Raw genomic sequence first — 19,231 nt, 5'->3', positions numbered from 1 at the left:
CTTCTTTCTATTAACCTTTAGTATTATCTGTATCTTGAACCTGCGCATCACTGCCAGGCGTAAGCGTCTGCACTTCCTGTACGAGCTCATCAGTCACATCCACCGTCGTCACGCCGATAGCTCGGCTATACGTACGATGCAGCGGATCGGCCTGCTCCAGATCCGGTGCAAAGCTCGTAAGCACACGAGGATGATCCACCAATATCAAGGTGAAATGATGCAGTATCGCTATCTTTGCCGCTCTGCCAGCCACATCATTCAAGATATGCGCCTCCAGAGCTTGCAGCTGCGCCTGTTTGGCCAGTAATTCCTGGCGCTTTGCCAGCCGCTGCTGGACCTGCTGCGCAAGTTCCATCTGCTTCTGCATGGTCTCAGCATTGCGCTTGTCTGCCTCGGATTGCGTGGCAGCAGCGGCTGCCCGCTGCTGGGCCTGCTGCTGGGGCAGATTCGCCCGCCAAGCGGCAAGCTCCGGCCCCAGGACCTGCTGGACATGCGCCGCGACCTGCTGCTCATAGGCCTGCCTCAGCTCATACTGACGCCGCCCGCGTTCCTGCTGCAACTGCTCACGCTGCTGCAGCCAGATAGCGCGTTCTTCTGCCAGCTGCCGTTCCGGATCCAACGGATTATGCATCGCTTCTTGATTATCAAGCTTGATGTTGATATTCAGGATATCGTTGAGATACTCCTCATCAATTGCCCGGATCTGTTCCTGATAAGCCGCCTCAGTCTGCGCACGGTACTCCGCTGCAACGCGCTTGCTCTTGCGCTCCAGCTCAGCCCGCTGGCCGACGACGTCCAGTGCATTCTTCGCCCATACCGAATCCTCCAAGGGTTTAGGATCCTGCTCTGGCGGCTTGACGGTGAAGATATCCTCGACTTCACTCGTCTCCAGCTCCAGTACCTTGCATTCTTCACGCAGCTTCGTGAGGCGCGCATGATCTGGATGTGCTTCGATGACCTTCTGCCAGTCGATCAGGCCGGCATCAGCTGCCAGCGCCTGCTGCTGGCTTTCCCCTGGCGGGCGAACCAGGCTATGGAAGATTCCCGCACCTGCTGCAAGCAAACAGATTGCAGCGATTGCGCCCGCCGCGATATTACGGCGCCGTCTTCTAGCGCCATCCTCCGTGGCTTTTTCCTCGTCCATGCCCGTCTCCCCCCTAAAAGAAGTACCGAGCGCAACAAGTGGCTCGGTATTTCCAGGTCTATATCCCGTTTTATTTGCTTACCTGTTTTACAACATCCTGCGTGATGTCGGTGCCACCGTAAACGACTGCACTCTTCTCCAGAACAACGGAAAGGCCCTTCTGCTCGGCCACCTTCTTGACGGAAGCCTCAACGCTCTTCGTGATTGGCTCCATCAGTTCCTGCTGTTTCTGCTGCAGACGCTGCTGTGTCTGCTGATAATAGTCATGTTTTTCCTGATCGTTCATGTTTGCCGCCTTCGACTCGAACTCTTTCTGGGCATCCTGGACAGCCTGCTGCATTTCCGTGCTGGCTGCCTGCACCTGCGGATGCTGGCTCATGATCTGGTTGTAATCAACGACGCCAACATTCGAGCTGGCAGCGCTGGCAATACCCGACCCCGACTGCGTCAGGGCTAAAGCTACAACAGAACCGATAAATACAATCGCAATCAGTACGCTGATGATCTTGACCTGTTTTTTCTCTAATTTAACCATTTTTCTTTCTCCTTTTCCCTTGCGGGTTTGTTTAAGAGTTATGATTCCGCTATGGCTGGCTTCGCCGCCATATACGAATTTCATTATAACAAACTCTCATTTCTTATTCAAGCAAATTTCCGCCGATCAAGCCGGCATCATCCATTAGAAATTGCCTATAAATCGAAACCACTTCTGCCGCCGATTAATGAGATACTCTACACTCAGGAAATCGTGAAGCTTATAGCGCACAGCTGTCTCCCCCAGCGCATCGTCCAGCCGGTATTCATAACGCAGCAGCCAGCGTGGGGCAAGCTGCTGCGTAGCCGCCAGCACAAAATCCCCCGCCGTGAAATCATAGCGGATCTGCCCATGCGTATAGGGGCTCAACATACGATCATATCCCAACTCCCAGCGCCACTTCACAGCCTGCGGGGCAAAATCCAGCAGCAGGAACAGCTCGTCCTGCCGGGACAGCATGCTCCCCGCATGCAGGCGCAGCATCAAATTCTCATCTTCCGCCTTGCCATCGATATTCTTGCGGCCCGCATCGCCCCAGCCAGTCAGACGCAGCCGGTAACGGCTCGTGTCCGAACGGCTCATGATCTGCAGCTGCTCAGCTACTTCCAGCGTCATCTGCGTCTTCATATGCATGACCCGGAAATCCGGCTGGCAGTCAAGCTCCTCGGCAAACTGCCGCGAGAGCTCCTGCTTGTGCCGGGCCACGAAGGCCACAGGAACCCCCACTAGCTCATCAGCTTTCTCCTGAACAAGCTGGCGATGGTTAAGCAGCGTGAAATTCGGCACCGTATCCGATCGCATGGATAGATCCACGGTCCGCACCACTGGCAGCCGCGGATAAAGCACTAGCTGTACCTTCGTCACCTGTTCCGGATCCAGCTCGAAATCAGCCCGGAACTCCGGCAGATGCTCAGCCAGATAATCGTTCAGATGATGCTTGAGCACACCGTTCGTCCAATCCGAAGCCGCAGTCGGCAGCCCCGTCAGCGCTGCCTGGAAAACCTGCTCTACCCCAGCGATATCCTGCCGGACCAATTTCTCGATGCGCGGTGACATACCTTCGACACTTGTCTTTACATCCACCTGCTGGATGGTATCTGCCCAAGGGTATAGCTCTACCGCCACCGTTGCTGTCTGCGACGGCTGGATGTCCACGCCTTTGACCGTATAGCCGACCAGCACCTTATCAAACACCTCATGGATGAGTTGTTCCTGCTGCTGGCGCGAAGCCAGCGTCTCGGCAACAGTCTTGCCTTCCAACAGCTGGCGGGCAATCGCCCCCACACTCTGCTCCATGCGTTCCTGGACCAAAGGCGGCAAGCTGCCGGCGGCAGTAACTTTAGCCGTCACCTGCTCAATACGGGGGGCTGGCGCTGCCAGCACGGACGGCACCATGCACAAAAAACTGCAGAACATCGCAAGTGCAACTGCTACATACCTCATGCAGCCTGGCACTTCCTTTCTCCCCTGCCTATTATCAGAACGAACCGCCTACCGTAAAGTGAACACGTCCACCGTCGCGACCACGACCATAATCCAAACGCAATGGGCCCAGCGGCGTGTTCAGAGCAATACCTACGCCTACGCTTCCCCGGATGTTTTTAGGTGTCAATCCACTAGTCCATGCAGCACCCCAATCAGTAAACAACGCCCCTTGCACCTTAGATGCTATCGGGAATCTATACTCAAGTGTTCCCAACATCATGCGCGTGCCACGGAACTGGTCATCACGATACCCGCGTAGCGTAGTCTGCCCACCGACCTTGTATTGGTTAAACTCTGAAATATGACCAAAACCAACGCCATATTGCCCACGCAACGCAATAACATGCGCACGTCCCACCTTGGTATAGCGCTGATCTTCAATAGTGACCTTTTGGAAATTGAAATCTCCGCCAAAGCCTGCCACTTCCCCCATTAAACTGATACGTCCGCCAGACGTTGGATTATAAACATTATCACGCGTGTCCGTGACATGTTCAAGCGTGACACTACGAGTAGTACCGAAATTATCTTTCTCCCATGCCGTATTGCTGCGGCCTTTAGGATACACGCTTCCCCCTGTATGTCTGACATACTTATCATTACGATTACGCAACGTGATATAATTCGTAGAATACTCACTTACCGGACGACCAAACGTAATTTCTCCCCCTGAGTATTTACGCATATATGACTCCACAAGGTTTCCACTCGTATTATAGTCATCATATTCATACGTACGATTGTAAATACGCAACGTACCAACAGTTTCCTTGGAATCAAGCCACGGTTTGCGATAAGAGAACGTATAGCCCTGCGCATCGCGGTTTCCGCCACTCTTTTGATATGTCACATTGATAGCATCACCAGTACCAAACAAATTCGTATCGCCAATGCTGACCATGCCCAGGATACCATCTTTACTGCTATACCCTGCGCCAATACCAAAGGTACCCGTGCGCTTCTCTTTGACATCGAGCTCCATGACAACAGCATTAGGCTCAACGCCCGGGTTCATTTTGATGTTTACATCCTCAAAAAAACCGAGGTTATAGACACGCTGCATGCTGCGGCGTGCTTTCTTAGAATTAAACGGCTCGCCTACCTTCTGACGCATCTCACGCAAAATAACGCGATCCTTGGTCTTTGTATTACCTTTAACCTTGTAGCCTTCCAGTACGCCCTCGTTGATTGTGAGTTTCAGCGTACCTTCATGGTCAATGTTCATGTCCGTAATTTTTGCTAAGATATAGCCATCTTTACGATACTGATCCTGAATAGCCTGCACACTATCCTGCAAAGTACGGCTATTGATAATTTCACCCTTCTTGAGTGTCACGAGACCATAGAGTACCTCATCCGATTCCACCGTATTCCCCGAAATCTTCACACCGTTCAGAACCGGATTTTCAAGTACATGATAAGTAAGTACCACTCCTTCTGGCACTACCTCAAACGATGGATAGAGGTCATAGAAGTACCCCGTATTGTAAATGGCTTCACGATCCTTGTTGAGGCCAGCTGCCGTAAACATATCACCGGTGTGCATGCCAATAGCGGCTTTAGCCGTCCCCTCCGTAAGGCTTGTCGTCCCCTCAAATACTGTATCAACAATCGTCTTGCCCTCATATTGACTCAGCATGTCCGTAATAGTCTTTTCCTGCGGACGATTTTGTGACCACTTGGCCGTACGTGTATCGGCTGCATTTTCAGACGGTGCTTCAGCTGCCTGCTGCGCCACTGCCGCACTATTGGCTGAAGCCCCCTCCTTATCCGTCTGATTCTGTGCAGCTGCTGAAGCCTCAGCAGTCATAGCTGGTACTGCAGCTTCAGCAGCATAAGCAGCCCCAGGAAATGCGGAAAAACTGGTAGCCAATGCAACCGCATAGGCAAGGAATCGTTCATTCTTTCTATTCAACAGACAAACCTCCTAAGGTTGATGTTTTCTATCGTCATTGCTGCCGCAGGATCTTGCCTGCCGACTGCATGAGTCGCTGTTTCTGCGCATCCGGCACCGCCGCTGTTGCTGGCACCGCTGCTTTCTCTTCCGGAGCAGCCGTCGTCGCAGCGGGAGCTTCTGCCTCCCTGGCCCCGGCCTCAGCTTTGGCTGGTGCAGTTGCAGCTTCACCAGCTGCCTGCTGCGGCTGCTCTTCCACAACAGGCGGCGTGACCGGAGCTGCTATGTCATCCACGGCAGGAGACTGCGGCCCAGGCGGCACTTCATCACCTGCCAGACGGCCACTAGCGAAAATACCAGCCGCCACGAGCAAAAGCGCAACCACAGGCGGCAATAGCCGCTTTGCCCAGCACTTCAGCCACGCACAGCGCGGACTGTCTTTTACCTGTGACAGCTCCGCCCGTGCCAGCATGAGCTTGAGATCTCCCTGGATGTCATTTTCATGCTCCAAGGAATGCTCCGCCTCGCCAAGCCAATCCCGGGCTGCCCGGATATGATTTTTCTGCGTTTTGCGCCGGTCCGCCATCACATAACCTCCTGTAACCCACTCTATCTTATAATCCAATTGGCTATATAGAGCGTGACCTGCAATATAACGCGGTTTTGGATAAACGTTGGCATTTATCCTTGATTTTAAGCCCTATTGAGCTTGATTTCACTGTTTTTCAGCCATTTTCACCAATGTTGCATGAAACGCGACAACATGCCACGCACGCGGCGGATGCCGTTTTTCTGCAGCCGGTAGATATGTGACTTGCTGACCTGCAGCCCTGCAGCCACATCGCCAGCCTCCTCACTCTGCATGTACATGCTCTCCAGCACGGCGCGCTCGCGTGCCGGCAGCCGCTCCATCGCTTGATGCAGTCTGGCTGCCAGCTCATTGGACTCAGCCTGCTCGGTGACCGAGGGGCTCAGATCCATGAGATTTTCCTTGAGTGTCAAGCCGCCATCGGCCGGCCGCTCATCCATACAGGCAACATCCACGCGGCCCTCCTTGTGCAGGTAATTCAGCATGCGCCCGCGGATGCGATGCACGGCAAACAGGCTGAAAGCCACACCGCGCTGCGGATCATAGCTTTCCACCGCCTCGATAAGGCCAATAGTACCTTCCTGCACGATATCCATGATATTCTGCAGGTTGCGGTAAGGCACCGCCTGCTTGAACACCAACGGCTGGTAAGACTCGATGAGCAGGCGGCGGGCTTCGCTTTGCCCCTCCTCTTTGTAGGCCTGCCAAAGCGCACGTTCCCGCTCGGGGGACAAGGTCTTTACCTGTTGCAGCGCTGCGACATATTGTTCAAACTGCATCCTGCTCACCTCCTTTTCCAGCATGCCATCTCAGAACGATGTCCTGGCTTCAACACCGACGACGTAATCACGGCCTTCACGCTCCAGCGTCATGCCCCATCTGTCGTCGAAATCATAGCGAAGCCCATAGCGGTTGACACTTTTGTTGCCGCCCAGACTGCGCGTATATTTCACCATAACCTTGTCCGAGATATATTTTCCCATCTGAACATTAAAATCGTATTTGTTTCTTTCATTTTCTTCGGCGCGATTTTCAAAAGCCGAACCATTGCCGCGGGAAATCGTGAACTGGTCGAGATAGAGAACGTCACGCATGACACCCTCCACTTCCGACAGGAAACTCATCTGTAAGCCCACAGTCAGAAGATCCGCCGCTGTCATGTTGTTTTGCCCATGCTTGTATGCATCGCGCAATGTGAGCAGCTGGATAATCTGCGTCTGGCTCATCTGCGGGCTTGACGACAGGATGACCCTCATGTTCCCCAGTGGCCCCTTGGCCGCCAGGAACACCCGCGTCCGCGTCAGCCGTGTGTCGGCGAAGAAATCAATGCTCGGCAGGAACAACCCCACTTGATTGAAGGTCGCCCGCCCTTCGCGGATGGCAAACTCTGTTTTGAGGTAGTTTAGCGTACCACCACGCTTGACCTCCAAGCTGCCCGACATCTTCGGATGGCTGGTGATGCCGCCAGCATGGATCTGGCCAGTCAGATACATATCGTAAAGGTAGGGACTGTAGAAATGAACCTTCTTTCCGACATTAACCTGTACATCGAGCACAGCCTCAGGCATCTCGCCTTCACTATCGGGGATAGCCGGCACCGAGACAAGACAATCAGCAAAATCGATTTTTCCGTAAAGTTTCGGCAGGGTTTTCCCGTAGAAATCCGTATCGAACACCCGGAACTCACCGGTAAGCGGGCCACGGAACATACTGCTTTGCACATCCAGCTTATCAAACTGCAGCTTCAGATCGTATTTCTGCGGCTTCACGCCATCAAACTGTATATCACCAGTCAATGAATACGTACCATTGCCCATTTTACCAGAAAAATCCCTGACTGTCATCTTGCTGCCCATGAATGCGATATCCGCATTCATATCGGTCACCGGATTTTCAAGTGCCTTGAATTTAACAGCACCAGCCCTTATCCCCAGCGTACCATCGATATAAGGGTGCGCCAGCGTGCCATGAATCTTCAAGTTGCCCGTCGTCGCGCCCACAGCCCAGTCAAGCTGCTTGGACAGCAGGGGCAGCAGTGACAGATCCGCCTGATCAAGGCTTAGCGTCAGCTGCATCTGCTCAATATCATCCAGCGCCTCATCACGGTCCGCCGAAAGCGCCCGCAACGGAATGATTCCCTGTGCACTGGCCTGATACGTCCTGGCTCCAGACATTTTTTTCATGGTCAACGTATCAACACGTACCAAACCATTTTGGAGATGCAACTCACCATCAAGACTGTCAAAAGTCGAGCCCTGCACACCGCCGTCACGGCCCTTAATGGTTACATCGGCGGACGGATTAGCCAGCACACCGCCGAACACTGCCTCAACATCAGCTGTGCCGATGACCGCGGTCTTGATACCTGCCAGCTGCGCAAACATGCCCATTTCCAGATTGGACGCGGAAAGTTTTGCTGCCAGCGGCCCGCCAGCCAGCCCGGCACTGCCGGACAAGGTCATCAGCCCCGTCGGCCCTTGACAGGCCGAGAACTTATCGATATACACCACTTGATCTGCCAGCCGGAGGTTGAACGCCACATCGTGGATATCGTAGCCGCCCACGGTGCCCTGTTCCATAGCACCAGCCAGCTGTACCTGCGGATTGCGCAGCGTACCGCCTACATCAGCGGTACAGTCGACCCGTCCCTGCAGCAAATCATTCTTCTGATTGGCCAGCGCCGCTATCGCATTGGCATCTGCGTTATCGATCTTCAGCTTGCCTGCTATCTTTTCAGTAGCCGTATCGACCGAGCCGGTAACCTCATACGTGCCGCCATTCTGTTCAAAGCGGAATTGATCGAGGTCAGCAATCTCACGCCGGTACTTGACCAGACCGCGCAGATTCGTGATTTCCTGCTCATTCAGCACCAGGCTCGATGCCTCGAGGATACCATAAAACTCCGGGCTGTCCGTCGTGCCCAGGATCTTGCCCTTGAAAGTTCCATGACCGCTTACCTCATAGGGCAGCTTGTGCTCCACGCGCTTCAGATCGATGTCCCGGGCTTCTACCTCCATATCGAGATGCTTCGCCTGGTCGATCGTGCCGTTGAGCACCATATCAACCATCGGCGAATACGCATGGAAATCCTGCAGGCGGATCACGCCATTATCCAGGAAATAGTCGCCGTCCATACCCGAAAGCAGTACCCCATGATAACTGCCGCGATAGAAGTGAATATAACCGACGCCTTTGGGATTATCCAGCGTCCCGGTGAATGTGATGATATTATCGACATTGCCCGTGATTGGCTGATTGGGTGCCACCAGCGCCACGATATCTTCCATGCGGGCGCCCATCGTATCGATCTGCAAGTTCAGCCGGCGCTCCCCGGTAAAGCCGATAGAGCCTGCTACCCGCCAGACCTCCCGGCCATCCTTCTCCATCAGGAAGTCATCAATGTGCACACCATCCAAACTGCCGCTGGCCATAAGTTTCAGACTGTCAAAGGGCTGTTTGAACAAAGTGCCATTAAGGCCAGAAAACTTGATCTCCACCTGCGGATTGACGGCGGGGCCCTGCACCGTCCCCTTGAAATCACTGACACCAGTCAGGTCGGCCTCAGGCTCAAGCTTGCTCAGCAAAGACAAATCGAAATGCGCTCCATAGAACGCCAAGTCAAGCGTCGGTTCAGCCAGCACATCGGCCACCGTGCCCTCGACCCCTAAGCGGCTCTTGCCTGGCAGGTTCATGCTGACGAAATCCAGCTTGAGGTCGTCACCAGCCAGATAGAAGGAGCCATTGAGATCCTCGATGGGCAGATCCCGATAGGCACCATGCTGCAGCTTGGCATTGCCGTACGCCTGCATCACCTCCAGTTCCAGGCCGGTACCGCTGAAGCCGATGTCTCCCGACACGCGTCCGGTCACCTCACTGACAGCCGGAATCACAGCGGCCACCTCTGCCATATCGATTCCTTGTACCCGTACATGGGCAGTATATCCCAGATCAAGCGTCGACAGCGCAAACTCGCCTGCCGCATGACCACCCAACGTGTCCATGCGCATGTCTTCCACAAACACATGGCCGTCCTGATAGCGAACCTTCGCCGCCAGATTTTTGAAGGACACTCCTGCGGCGGAACCGGCGGCTACCTTGACGCTGCCATCAACCAACGGATTCTGGATGGTACCTTTCACCTTAGCTGCAAAAGACGCCGCCCCCTGATAGGGGATATTCACCAGGATCTTTCCAGGGTCGAATGAATCCGACGTGGCCTCAAGATCCAGATAGGGTACACCTGTATCCAGCCGAATCTTGCCATGTGCCTTAGCCTGCTGGCCATTGGCTTCCGCCTCAGCCGAAAGCAGGACCTCCGCATTGGTGAAGGCCGTATGGCCCTTGATACCCTTGATTTCCGTCGACTGGACGCGCAGAGCCCCCTCCGTGAAGTCTGCCTCGCCACTGAATGACAGCTGGCTGCCATCCCGGAATACATGCAGTTCCGCCTGGCTGATCCGGCCACCTTCAAGTGTCACCTCATCGGGCAGCCAATCAGCTGGCAAGAGTCCAAGATAATTCTGCACATCAGCATCATGGACTACCGCATTGACGATCTGCCGCGCATCATCAAAAGTTCCCGACGCCTCAATGGCTGCCCCTTGATTATTGGCTGTGACCCGTGCCTTGAGCACCGGATAATCAGCAAAATCCAAGCTGCCATTGACATCTGTAAGCGTCAGTTCCTTCCCCTCCATGCGGCCGGTCACCTGTGCATCCTCGACATTGACGATGCCGTGGAACTGCTGGCCGTCCGCTTGTTCACTGATTACATCACGATAATTCCAGCTGCCATCGGCGCGCTGCTCGACAACAGCCGTCACATTCGAGACCGTGATTTCTTTTATCGCTTCTGCTGGCGACGAAAGCGCAGAAAGCAGGCGGTAGGTCACCTGCGCTTTTTCCGCCCGTGCGATGACTGCCGCCTGCTTATCATAGATTGCCAGATTGTGCAACTCCAGCGTGCGGAAGGACGTCACTTCAACATCCCCGACATCAACCTGCACGCCTAAAGTCTCTGTGGCTACCGAGGCTATCGTCTGGCCAGCGGATTCCATGAAAGCAGCCGTCTGCATATAATAGCGGAGCCCCAGTGCCCCAATCACGCATATACAACAAACAACTGCCAGTATTCCCATTGATTTCCGCTTCATGATATACCCCTCAAAAAGCCCAGTCCCTGGCTATATTATTCCGGCAAGATTTATTTTGCCATTTCCTCTGCTACTGAATCCGTATTCTGTGCTGCCTCAGCCGGTTCTGCCACCGGTGCAGACTTAGCCGTTGCTGCACTCTCCTTAACCTTCTTCTCCTTGGCTGCCTTCTGTGCTTCCCGCTCTATTTGACGGCCAGCCTTGACCTCTTCCTTGGAGGCCTGTTTTGCATCCTCCGTCAGTTCAAGAATTGCATCCGCATGGAGCTTGGCATCCTCGCGGACTTTTTTGACACGGTTGCCAGCAAGCTGCGACTCACGGTACTTCACGACATCGATATCTACGGGGAGGCCCATTGCTTTATCAAGCGCTGCCTTGCTTGTATTGTACTGATAGAGCGCCGTATAGTAATTCGTCCGGGCCGACGTCAGCTTCTCGTTGGCATCCATGACGTCAAGGTTCGTACCGACACCAGCACTGTAGCGGACTTGCGCAATCTTATAATCCTCCTCAGCCTGCGTCACAGCTACCTGCGTCGTCTGGATATTCTTCTCTGCAGCCTGCAAGCTCAGATATGCCGTGCGCACGTCAAGCTGTATGGTCTCATCCGTCTGATGAGCTTTTTCCTGCTTCGTGACCAGGCTGGCTTCTGCTGTTTTGATATTCGCTGCGGTTACACCATTATCGAAGATATTCCACGATGCCTCAGCACCTGCCACCCAAGTTTCTGATTCATTATCCTTGAACCCGCTGTCACCAGCAATGGTCTTGCTGGCCACAGCATTGACCGTCGGATAATAGCCCGAACGTGCCGTATTGATGGAGGCCTCAGCCTGCTTGACAGCATAATAGGCAGCCGCACCATCTGCACGGTTGGCCAGTGCATACTTCGTGCAGTCATCGAGAGACAGATCATACTTCGTGTATTTGAGCTGGTCGCGGATGTCGAGCACCGTATCCGTCGGCAAGCCGACAACGTTATTGAGCGTTGAGATAGCGATATCGTAATTGTTCTGCGCTGTCACCAGTGCCTGCTGTGCATTAGCCAGCTGTACCTGGGAAGCCAGCACATCTGATTTGGCTACCGTCCCCACACGATACTGCGCATTGACATTATCGAGATGTTCCTGCAGCGTATTGACGGCATCCTGCTGGACACTGATAAGATTGCGGCACTGCAAGATCTTATAATAATCCGCCGTTGCTTCATAGCGGATGCCCTGTTTCACATTCTCCAGCGTTACATCGGCTTCATTGAGCCCATAGCCATACTGGTCGATAGCTGCACGCAGCGAACCATTGTAAAGCGGCATGGAAGCCTTCCAGGTATTGCCATACTGCGAACCATCGATGCCGTTTAGCTCATTCGTTCTGCCGCCAATACGCTGAGCCGTCGCTGCCCAGGAAAAAGTCACGCCGGTCTTGCGGCGATAAGACGACAGATTCCACTTCGCCGCATCTACGCCCGCCAAGGCACTCTTGATATTGCGGTTATTCTCCAGCGCCATCTGCACGCTGTCCTTGAGATCCAGCTGCACCGTGTCTGCAGCCATCGCCGTCCCTGTCACCATCATCATCGTCAAGCCGCCCATAACGAGCGCCGTTAATTTTTTATGAAAACCTTTATTCATCTTCAAGACTATATCCTCCCTTGAAATCAGATTTTATCATGTATATAGATGTCCGCTTGCGCGGACAGAGATTATCAAAAATCAAAATGACTGCCTGATGCCTACATATGTCGCGCGATGCTCACTGTCATTGACATCATTCATCTGGCCCAGCAGCCAGGTATCACTGTTCCCCAGACGATACTGTGCCCGCAGGCGCACCGATGGATCACTCGCATCATAGACATCCGCCGAAAACTTGAACTTATCGCCTGCATAGGCATCTACACCAAGACCAGCCTTGCCATAGATGACGCCGCCACGCGCACCAAAACTGCCAGCACGTGTCCCCAGCTGGAAATTCCCTCGGCCATCTTTACCGATATTATCCATGCCAAAATTCAGGAATGCCCCTTCCGGCGCTCCCACATTGACATTCAAATTGGTGCTCCACTTTCCCTGGCCCCCGCTGTAGAGAACATCCATCTCCGGTGACACCTTGATAGATTCGAGGCGGCGTTTCATTTTTCCTGCCTTCTCTGTCAGTTCACGCGTATTATGGATGATAGCCTTCGTATCTTCGATAGTCTTTTCATCGCCAGCCACTTTAGCCAGCCCTTCCGCAATCACCCGGATCTTATCACTGGCCTCGGCAATGTTGCTAAGTGTCAGCCGCAGATTCTCAGCCGTCTGCGGATCAGCTCCCACAGTCGAAAGATTTGTCATCATGGCTTCGACAACCTGGGCCGTCCGGTTGAGGCTGGCCGTCATCGCATTCATATTGCCAAGCATCTGATTGATGTTGCCCTGATTGGACTGTGCCATGCTTTCCAGCGCCGCCACGAGTCCATTGACATGTGCTGTCGTATCGCGCATATTCACAGCCATCATAATAATCGACTGCTGGAAATCCGCGTTCCCCAGGATACCGTGCATATCGGCAATCAAGGTCTGCGCCTGTTCGGTCAGCTTATTGAGGTTGGCGAACATTGTATCCATGCCTTCCTCGTCCTGGCCAATCAAGTAGTCACCATCTTCAACCCAGCCTTTATACGTGTCTGCCGGTACGATGTTGATAAACTTCTCGCCCATGACGCCAGCTGAGCCGACCGTTACCTGCGACCCCTTCGGGATCTGCGCATCACCATGGATGCGCATCGTCACGGTAACACCACGGCCATCATTCCTGACTTCCTTGACTTCGCCGACCGGCACACCAGAAAGCCGGACAGTCGACTGCGGTTCTACGCCAATGACCTGACGGAAACCGGCATAGAGCGTGTAGTCCTTGTCACCACCGAACTTGAATCCGCTGAGCATGACGATGACACCAGCCAAGAGTGCCAGCCCCACCAGCGTAAACGCACCTACCTTTGCCTCTGTTGTCATCATCCCTGTGCCTCCCTATCTATCGCCACTGTGCGGAAGAATGCCCGCACCCTTTCATCCTTGCTCTGCTTGATGTTCTCGACCGTGTCGAGGGCAATGATGCTCCCTTCGTGAACCATCGCGATGCGATCGGCAATGCGGCAAGCACTCACCATATCATGCGTTACGACGACCGAAGTCACATCGAGAGTCTGCTGCGTATGCAGGATGAGCTCGTCGATTTTTGCCGTCATCAGCGGATCAAGGCCCGAACTCGGTTCATCGTAGAAGATGATGTCCGGACCAAAGGCAATGGCCCGCGCCAAACTCACGCGCTTCTTCATGCCGCCCGAAAGTTCGCTCGGCATCCGCTGCGCAGCATTGTCCAAGCCGACAAGATGCAGCTTCTCCGTCACGATACGCTGGATTTCCGTCTCAGGAAGATCCGTGTGCTCTCGTAAGCCAAAGGCTACATTATCCCCCACAGTCATCGAATCAAACAGGGCTGAATACTGGAACACCATGCCCATATGCAGCCGGACCTTATCAAGCTCCTTCTCCGTCAACTGTGCAATGTCCTGATCACCGATCCAGATCTCGCCCGCAGTCGGCCGGATCAGACCGATAAGCAGACGCAGGAGCGTGCTCTTGCCTGAGCCTGAGCCCCCGATGATGGCAAGCGTCTCCCCCTCTTCAATTGTCAGATTGATATGGTGCAGGACTTCTTTCTCGCCAAAGCTCTTGCACACATCCACGAGTCGAATCATGATTCCTCACACTTTTACAAGCAAATCTCAATATAGGACGAACGTCAGCACGGCGTTCAGGATAAAAATGACGATGATCGAAGAAACGACCGTCTTGGTCGTCGCCTTGCCGACGCCCTCGGCACCATCGGGACTATGCAGGCCGTAATAACAGCCCAGTACAGCAATGACATTGCCGAAGAACACCGCCTTGATGACACCGCCCGTGATATCGAAGACTTCCGTGAACTTATGGATTGAATTCATGAACAGATACGAACTGATGCCATTGTAGTAGACCGCCACAAACCAGCCGCCGATCACACCGATGATATCGCCGAACACGGTAAGTATCGGAACGGCAATCATGCAGGCGATCATGCGCGGCACAATGAGGTAATTGACAGGACTGACCGCCATGACGCGCAACGCATCGATCTGCTCCGTAACCTTCATCGTCGAGATCTCCGCCGTGATTGCCGCCCCCACGCGGCCCGCACAGACGACGCCGACCAGAACAGGGCCCAGCTCACGGCCGATAGCGATTGAAATGATACCACCGATTGTCCCCTGCGCCCCGAAACGGATCAGGATATCTGCCGTCTGCAAGGTCATTACCACACCTGTGAACAGCAGAGTCAAGCTCACGATCAGCAAAGAGTCGACGCCAAGATGCGACATCTGCGCCAGGATATGGCGCAAACGCGGCTTATGGCCGAGCTCCCGCATGGTATCACGGTAAAGCAGCACAATCGTGCCCAAATCATCCAGCCGGCGCAAAACAAACGCACCGACAAGCTCCAGCAGCTTCAGCAGCCTCACCATCTCCCTTCCCATCCGCCGAGAATTCTCCTATCCTATACTACCTTTCGATTTTAGCAGAGATAACCGAAATAGTAAAGATAAGTTTACTATTTTTACTGGAAATTTCAACTTCTTTTTCCCTGCATTTCCCTATATAATAAAGGTACTCTCACTTTACGATTCAGGAGGTTTCTATGCCAAAGAAAGTATACGCCGTACGCGCTGGCCGCGCCTGCGGCATCTTCACGACCTGGGCCGAATGCAAGAAACAGGTCGATGGTTTTGCCGGTGCCCGTTACAAGGGCTTCACCGATGTCAGCGAGGCCCTCGCCTGGCTGAATGGCGGCGAACGCACCCTGCCACAGGCTGCCCCTGCCCCCCGGCGCGCCACGAACCCCGCCAGACGTACAGCAGCTTCCCAGCCAGCCGCGCCGGCCCTGCCAGATGACGAACAGGATTACGTCATCTACACCGATGGCTCCTGCCTGCGCAATCCCGACGGGCCTGGCGGCTGGGCCGCCGTCGTCACCGATGTGCACACCGGCGAAGTAACTGAGCTCCACGAAGGAACGCCAAGCACCACCAACAACCGCATGGAACTATCGGCAGCCATCGCCGCCATGTCGTTCCCCCAGTCCCCGGCCAAGATCGCGATCTACACCGACAGCCAATACCTGAAGAACGGCTTCACCAAGGGATGGCTCAAGTCTTGGAAAAGCCGCGGCTGGAAAAAAGCCGATGGCAATCCGGTGCTCAACCAGGATCTCTGGATGAAACTCGACGAGCTCTACGCCCGTCACCAGATCACCTTCCACTGGGTAAAAGGCCACGTCGGTGTCGACCTCAACGAACGCTGCGACCAGCTCGCCAAGAGCGAAGCAATGAAATACCTGTAAAAAAAGCCAGCAGGAGGATATATCCTCCTGCTGGCTTTCGCTTTATCTCATTGCCAGCGGGCAAACAGCTCATGCTCCACCCCCAGCTGATCGCAGATCTTGCCCACGAGCATGTCCACGAGATCAGCCAGCGTCTGCGGACGATGATAGAACCCCGGGCTCGCGGGGATAATGCGGGCTCCCGCCTGGGAAAGTTTCAGCAGATTCTCCAAATGAATCGCATGCATCGGCGTCTCACGCGGCACGATGAGCAATGGCCGGTATTCCTTGAGCGCGACATCCGCCGCCCGCGTCAGCAGATTATCCGATACCGCATGGGCGATACTGCCGGCCGTCTTCATCGAGCACGGCACGATGACCATCGCATCCATGCGGAAGGAGCCGCTCGCAATGGCAGCTCCGATATCATGGTTATCGTAGAGCACGTCGACGCGCTGGGCAAAAGCCTCGCGGCTCACGCCGCATTCGTAATCCAGCACCTGCCAGCCGCTGTCCGTGACGACAGCATGCACCTCATGGCCAGCCTGCCGCAGCGTATCGATGAGCCGCAGGCCGTAGATGCTGCCGCTGGCACCAGTGATTCCCACAACGATTTTCATAGCGCTCTCCTTCTTTCAGCAAAAGAGCCTCCCACCTGGGAGGCTCTGAATCGTTCTCGCTTAGAGTTCTGCTTTCTTGATGACTTCGACGCCGCCCATATAAGGTACGAGAACCTTCGGGACGATAACGCTGCCGTCTTCCTGCTGATAGTTCTCGAGGATAGCGGCAACGGTACGGCCCACAGCCAGGCCCGAACCATTGAGCGTATGCACGAATTCCGGCTTGCTCTTGGCATCGCGGCGGAACTTGATGTTCGCACGGCGTGCCTGATAATCCGTGCAGTTCGAGCAGGACGAGATCTCACGGTACTTGTTCTGGGACGGGAACCATACCTCGATGTCGTAGGTCGTTGCCGACGTGAAGCTCATATCGCCCGTGCAGAGCTTGACGACATGATACGGGATTTCCAGCAGGCGCAGGACGTCTTCCGCATTGTCCACCATCTTATCGAGCTCTTCCCAGCTCGTCTCCGGCGTGCAGAACTTGATCATCTCGACCTTGTTGAACTGATGCTGGCGGATAAGACCACGCGTATCGCGGCCGGCACTGCCAGCCTCAGCCCGGAAGCAAGCCGTGTAGCAGCTGAAATACTGCGGCAGCATCTTGGCATCGAGAATCTCATCGCGGTAATAGTTCGTCGTCGGAACTTCAGCCGTCGGTACGAGATAGTAGTCAAGCCCTTCGAGCTTGAACATATCCTCTGCAAATTTCGGCAGCTGCCCCGTGCCCGTCATGCTGTCTTTGTTCGCCATATACGGAGCGAGCATTTCGGTGTAGCCATGCTTATCCGCATGGAGATCCATCATGAAGTTGATGCAGGCACGCTCAAGACGGGCCCCCAGGCCCTTGTAGAACGTGAAGCGCGCCCCCGTGACCTTGGCAGCACGGTCAGCGTCGAGGATATCGAGATCCGAGCCGATATCCCAATGAGCCTTCGGCTCAAACGTGAATGCACGCGGCGTCCCCCATTTGCGGACTTCCGGATTTTCCGTATCATCCTTGCCGATAGGAACATCCTCACGCGGCATATTCGGGATATGCAACAGGATATCACGGAGTTTTTCCTCGACCTCTTTGAGCTCGCCGTCGAGCTCTGCAATCTTCTGGCCGACCTCACGCATCTCCTTGATGCGCTCGTCCGCATTCTCCTTGTTCTTCTTCATCGCGCTGATTTCCTTGGAAACCGCATTGCGCTGGCTTTTAAGCGTCTCGGTCTCCTGCAGAAGCTCACGACGGCGTTTCTCGATACCCTCGAAATCATCAAGATTCAGCGGATTACAACGATTCTTGAGCATCTGACGGACTTCGTCAAGATGTTCACGGACAAACTTCATGTCTAACAAAATACTCACTCTCCATATCTCAATACAATCGAACAGATCATATCATTTCCTGTCATTCCATTTCTCTATTATATCGTCTAAAAGAATCTCGGTCAATATTCAGACACTTATCTCAAAATGCTCTTTCTCATCGGAGCTGGACGGTGGCTTGCGCACGATCTTCTTCGGCTTTGCCTTTACCTCAGGCGGCATGGCCGTTACCTGCTCGCGATACTGCTGTGCCGCCTGCTTTGGTGCCGCCGCTGCCGACTCCCCGCGTGACGGATGCACAGGCACGCCGCGGCTGGCTTTGGCTGCTGCAAGCCGCTGTTTCGCCTCCGCACGTGCCTGACGCATCTCGGCTTCAGCCTTGAGCTGTTCCTGTTCCTCCAGCTGCCTGAGTACCTCATCTGGCGTCATTCCACGCAAGTTCGGCAAATCTTCTGTCTCCGGCATCACCGCCTGCCGGATATCTTCAGCCGACAGTTCGCCCTTGCCCCCGCGCCGTTTCTTCATCGCCACACGATAAAATACAAATGCCAGCGCGACAACCATAACAAACGTAAACGCCCAATAACCAGCGCCCTGCGTCAACGGCGAAGCAGGCTGCTGCCCCGTCATTGTTTGCGCCGAAGCCTGTGCGGCCTGTCCCCCCTGCTCCTGTGCAGCATCCGCCTGTAATGCCGCAGCTGCCTGCGGGTCAGTCTGCACCACAGGCGTCGCGCCATTTTGCTGGCTGCCAGTTTGCTGCTGCCCCTGCTGGGCCTCATTCTTAGCATCCGGCCGCGCCTGCGTCGTCTTAGAAAGCGCACCATCACCACGCGCTACAGCCTGACGGGCCTGTGCCTCCTGCCGCTGCGCATCCGTCTGCTGGCTGTTCTGCGGCACAGTCGATTCCGTCACACTGCCGCCATCCCCCATCATCACTTTCGGCACAGACGGAGGCGTCGGCGGTGTCGGTGCCACCGGTGGTGTCACTGCCATACCATTCCCTCCCCATCATTCATTATCTTCATTATACCCTATCCCGGCCAAAATAGATAACGAAATATGGGCTGCGGCTACAAGCAACTACTTCCATATTG

15 protein-coding genes are annotated in these 19,231 nt (G+C 54.5%); 1 reads left to right on the top strand and 14 read right to left on the bottom strand.

Going from position 1 to position 19,231, the window contains the following annotated elements; all coding sequences use genetic code 11:
• Positions 1-10 precede the first annotated feature (10 nt).
• From FZ041_RS00075 to FZ041_RS00025, 11 genes are all read right to left on the bottom strand, one after another.
• Entirely contained in the window at positions 11-1,144 is a 1,134-nt protein-coding gene (locus tag FZ041_RS00075; RefSeq protein WP_149188114.1) for a hypothetical protein, read from the bottom strand.
• Positions 1,145-1,214: 70 nt separating this feature from the next.
• Entirely contained in the window at positions 1,215-1,679 is a 465-nt protein-coding gene (locus FZ041_RS00070; protein WP_075442710.1) for an OmpH/Skp family outer membrane protein, read from the bottom strand.
• Positions 1,680-1,823: 144 nt separating this feature from the next.
• Positions 1,824-3,122: an acylphosphatase gene (locus FZ041_RS00065; RefSeq protein ID WP_149188113.1), complete on the bottom strand. Its 1,299-nt coding sequence runs from the start codon at positions 3,120-3,122 to the stop codon at positions 1,824-1,826.
• A 34-nt stretch (positions 3,123-3,156) separates the two neighbouring features.
• Positions 3,157-5,079: a BamA/OMP85 family outer membrane protein gene (locus FZ041_RS00060; RefSeq protein ID WP_187626263.1), complete on the bottom strand. Its 1,923-nt coding sequence runs from the start codon at positions 5,077-5,079 to the stop codon at positions 3,157-3,159.
• A 34-nt stretch (positions 5,080-5,113) separates the two neighbouring features.
• Positions 5,114-5,644, bottom strand: a complete 531-nt coding sequence (locus tag FZ041_RS00055; RefSeq protein WP_149188112.1) for a preprotein translocase subunit SecG — start codon at positions 5,642-5,644, stop codon at positions 5,114-5,116.
• A 149-nt stretch (positions 5,645-5,793) separates the two neighbouring features.
• Entirely contained in the window at positions 5,794-6,426 is a 633-nt protein-coding gene (locus tag FZ041_RS00050; RefSeq protein ID WP_149188111.1) for a sigma-70 family RNA polymerase sigma factor, read from the bottom strand.
• A gap of 30 nt (positions 6,427-6,456) precedes the next feature.
• Positions 6,457-10,800: a translocation/assembly module TamB domain-containing protein gene (locus FZ041_RS00045; protein ID WP_255449168.1), complete on the bottom strand. Its 4,344-nt coding sequence runs from the start codon at positions 10,798-10,800 to the stop codon at positions 6,457-6,459.
• Between the two features lie 50 nt (positions 10,801-10,850).
• Positions 10,851-12,431 carry a TolC family protein gene (locus FZ041_RS00040; RefSeq protein ID WP_149188234.1) on the bottom strand — a complete coding sequence of 527 codons (1,581 nt, stop codon included), beginning with the start codon at positions 12,429-12,431 and terminating at the stop codon, positions 10,851-10,853.
• An 81-nt stretch (positions 12,432-12,512) separates the two neighbouring features.
• Positions 12,513-13,802 carry an MlaD family protein gene (locus FZ041_RS00035; protein WP_369407306.1) on the bottom strand — a complete coding sequence of 430 codons (1,290 nt, stop codon included), beginning with the start codon at positions 13,800-13,802 and terminating at the stop codon, positions 12,513-12,515.
• Positions 13,799-14,545: an ABC transporter ATP-binding protein gene (locus FZ041_RS00030; RefSeq protein WP_149188110.1), complete on the bottom strand. Its 747-nt coding sequence runs from the start codon at positions 14,543-14,545 to the stop codon at positions 13,799-13,801. The genes FZ041_RS00035 and FZ041_RS00030 overlap by 4 nt, the downstream gene beginning before the upstream one ends.
• Before the next feature lie 27 nt (positions 14,546-14,572).
• Positions 14,573-15,361: an MlaE family ABC transporter permease gene (locus tag FZ041_RS00025; protein ID WP_439653951.1), complete on the bottom strand. Its 789-nt coding sequence runs from the start codon at positions 15,359-15,361 to the stop codon at positions 14,573-14,575.
• A 161-nt stretch (positions 15,362-15,522) separates the two neighbouring features.
• On the opposite strand from FZ041_RS00025, the gene rnhA reads away from it, so the two are divergent.
• Complete coding sequence (gene rnhA / locus FZ041_RS00020) at positions 15,523-16,224, top strand: ribonuclease HI (RefSeq protein ID WP_075442702.1); 702 nt, start codon at positions 15,523-15,525, stop codon at positions 16,222-16,224.
• A 47-nt stretch (positions 16,225-16,271) separates the two neighbouring features.
• Here rnhA and FZ041_RS00015 read toward each other — a convergent pair whose 3' ends face one another.
• The 3 genes from FZ041_RS00015 to FZ041_RS00005 form a co-directional block, all read right to left on the bottom strand.
• Positions 16,272-16,823 (bottom strand): UbiX family flavin prenyltransferase, encoded by a 552-nt coding sequence (locus FZ041_RS00015; RefSeq protein ID WP_075442701.1) that lies wholly within the window; start codon positions 16,821-16,823, stop codon positions 16,272-16,274.
• 60 nt (positions 16,824-16,883) lie between these two features.
• Positions 16,884-18,167 carry a serine--tRNA ligase gene (gene serS / locus FZ041_RS00010; RefSeq protein ID WP_149188109.1) on the bottom strand — a complete coding sequence of 428 codons (1,284 nt, stop codon included), beginning with the start codon at positions 18,165-18,167 and terminating at the stop codon, positions 16,884-16,886.
• Between the two features lie 99 nt (positions 18,168-18,266).
• The gene (locus FZ041_RS00005; protein WP_149188108.1) at positions 18,267-19,130 is read right to left on the bottom strand and encodes a hypothetical protein; all 864 of its coding nucleotides are present in this window, start codon (positions 19,128-19,130) and stop codon (positions 18,267-18,269) included.
• Positions 19,131-19,231 lie beyond the last annotated feature (101 nt).

The organism is Pseudoselenomonas caprae (assembly GCF_008271345.1).
GTDB classification, from domain to species: Bacteria; Bacillota; Negativicutes; order Selenomonadales; family Selenomonadaceae; genus Selenomonas_A; species Selenomonas_A caprae.
This window is presented reverse-complemented; position numbering and strand designations above follow the sequence as displayed.

Coding starts and splice junctions, on each gene's coding strand:
- FZ041_RS00040 (WP_149188234.1), bottom strand. CDS start 12,431: ATGAATAAAGGTTTTCATAAAAAATTAACGGCGCTCGTTATGGGCGGC.
- FZ041_RS00045 (WP_255449168.1), bottom strand. CDS start 10,800: ATGAAGCGGAAATCAATGGGAATACTGGCAGTTGTTTGTTGTATATGC.
- FZ041_RS00075 (WP_149188114.1), bottom strand. CDS start 1,144: ATGGACGAGGAAAAAGCCACGGAGGATGGCGCTAGAAGACGGCGCCGT.
- FZ041_RS00035 (WP_369407306.1), bottom strand. CDS start 13,802: ATGATGACAACAGAGGCAAAGGTAGGTGCGTTTACGCTGGTGGGGCTG.
- FZ041_RS00015 (WP_075442701.1), bottom strand. CDS start 16,823: ATGAAAATCGTTGTGGGAATCACTGGTGCCAGCGGCAGCATCTACGGC.
- FZ041_RS00070 (WP_075442710.1), bottom strand. CDS start 1,679: ATGGTTAAATTAGAGAAAAAACAGGTCAAGATCATCAGCGTACTGATT.
- FZ041_RS00025 (WP_439653951.1), bottom strand. CDS start 15,361: ATGGGAAGGGAGATGGTGAGGCTGCTGAAGCTGCTGGAGCTTGTCGGT.
- FZ041_RS00050 (WP_149188111.1), bottom strand. CDS start 6,426: ATGCAGTTTGAACAATATGTCGCAGCGCTGCAACAGGTAAAGACCTTG.
- FZ041_RS00055 (WP_149188112.1), bottom strand. CDS start 5,644: ATGGCGGACCGGCGCAAAACGCAGAAAAATCATATCCGGGCAGCCCGG.
- FZ041_RS00030 (WP_149188110.1), bottom strand. CDS start 14,545: ATGATTCGACTCGTGGATGTGTGCAAGAGCTTTGGCGAGAAAGAAGTC.
- rnhA (WP_075442702.1), top strand. CDS start 15,523: ATGCCAAAGAAAGTATACGCCGTACGCGCTGGCCGCGCCTGCGGCATC.
- FZ041_RS00065 (WP_149188113.1), bottom strand. CDS start 3,122: ATGAGGTATGTAGCAGTTGCACTTGCGATGTTCTGCAGTTTTTTGTGC.
- FZ041_RS00005 (WP_149188108.1), bottom strand. CDS start 19,130: ATGGCAGTGACACCACCGGTGGCACCGACACCGCCGACGCCTCCGTCT.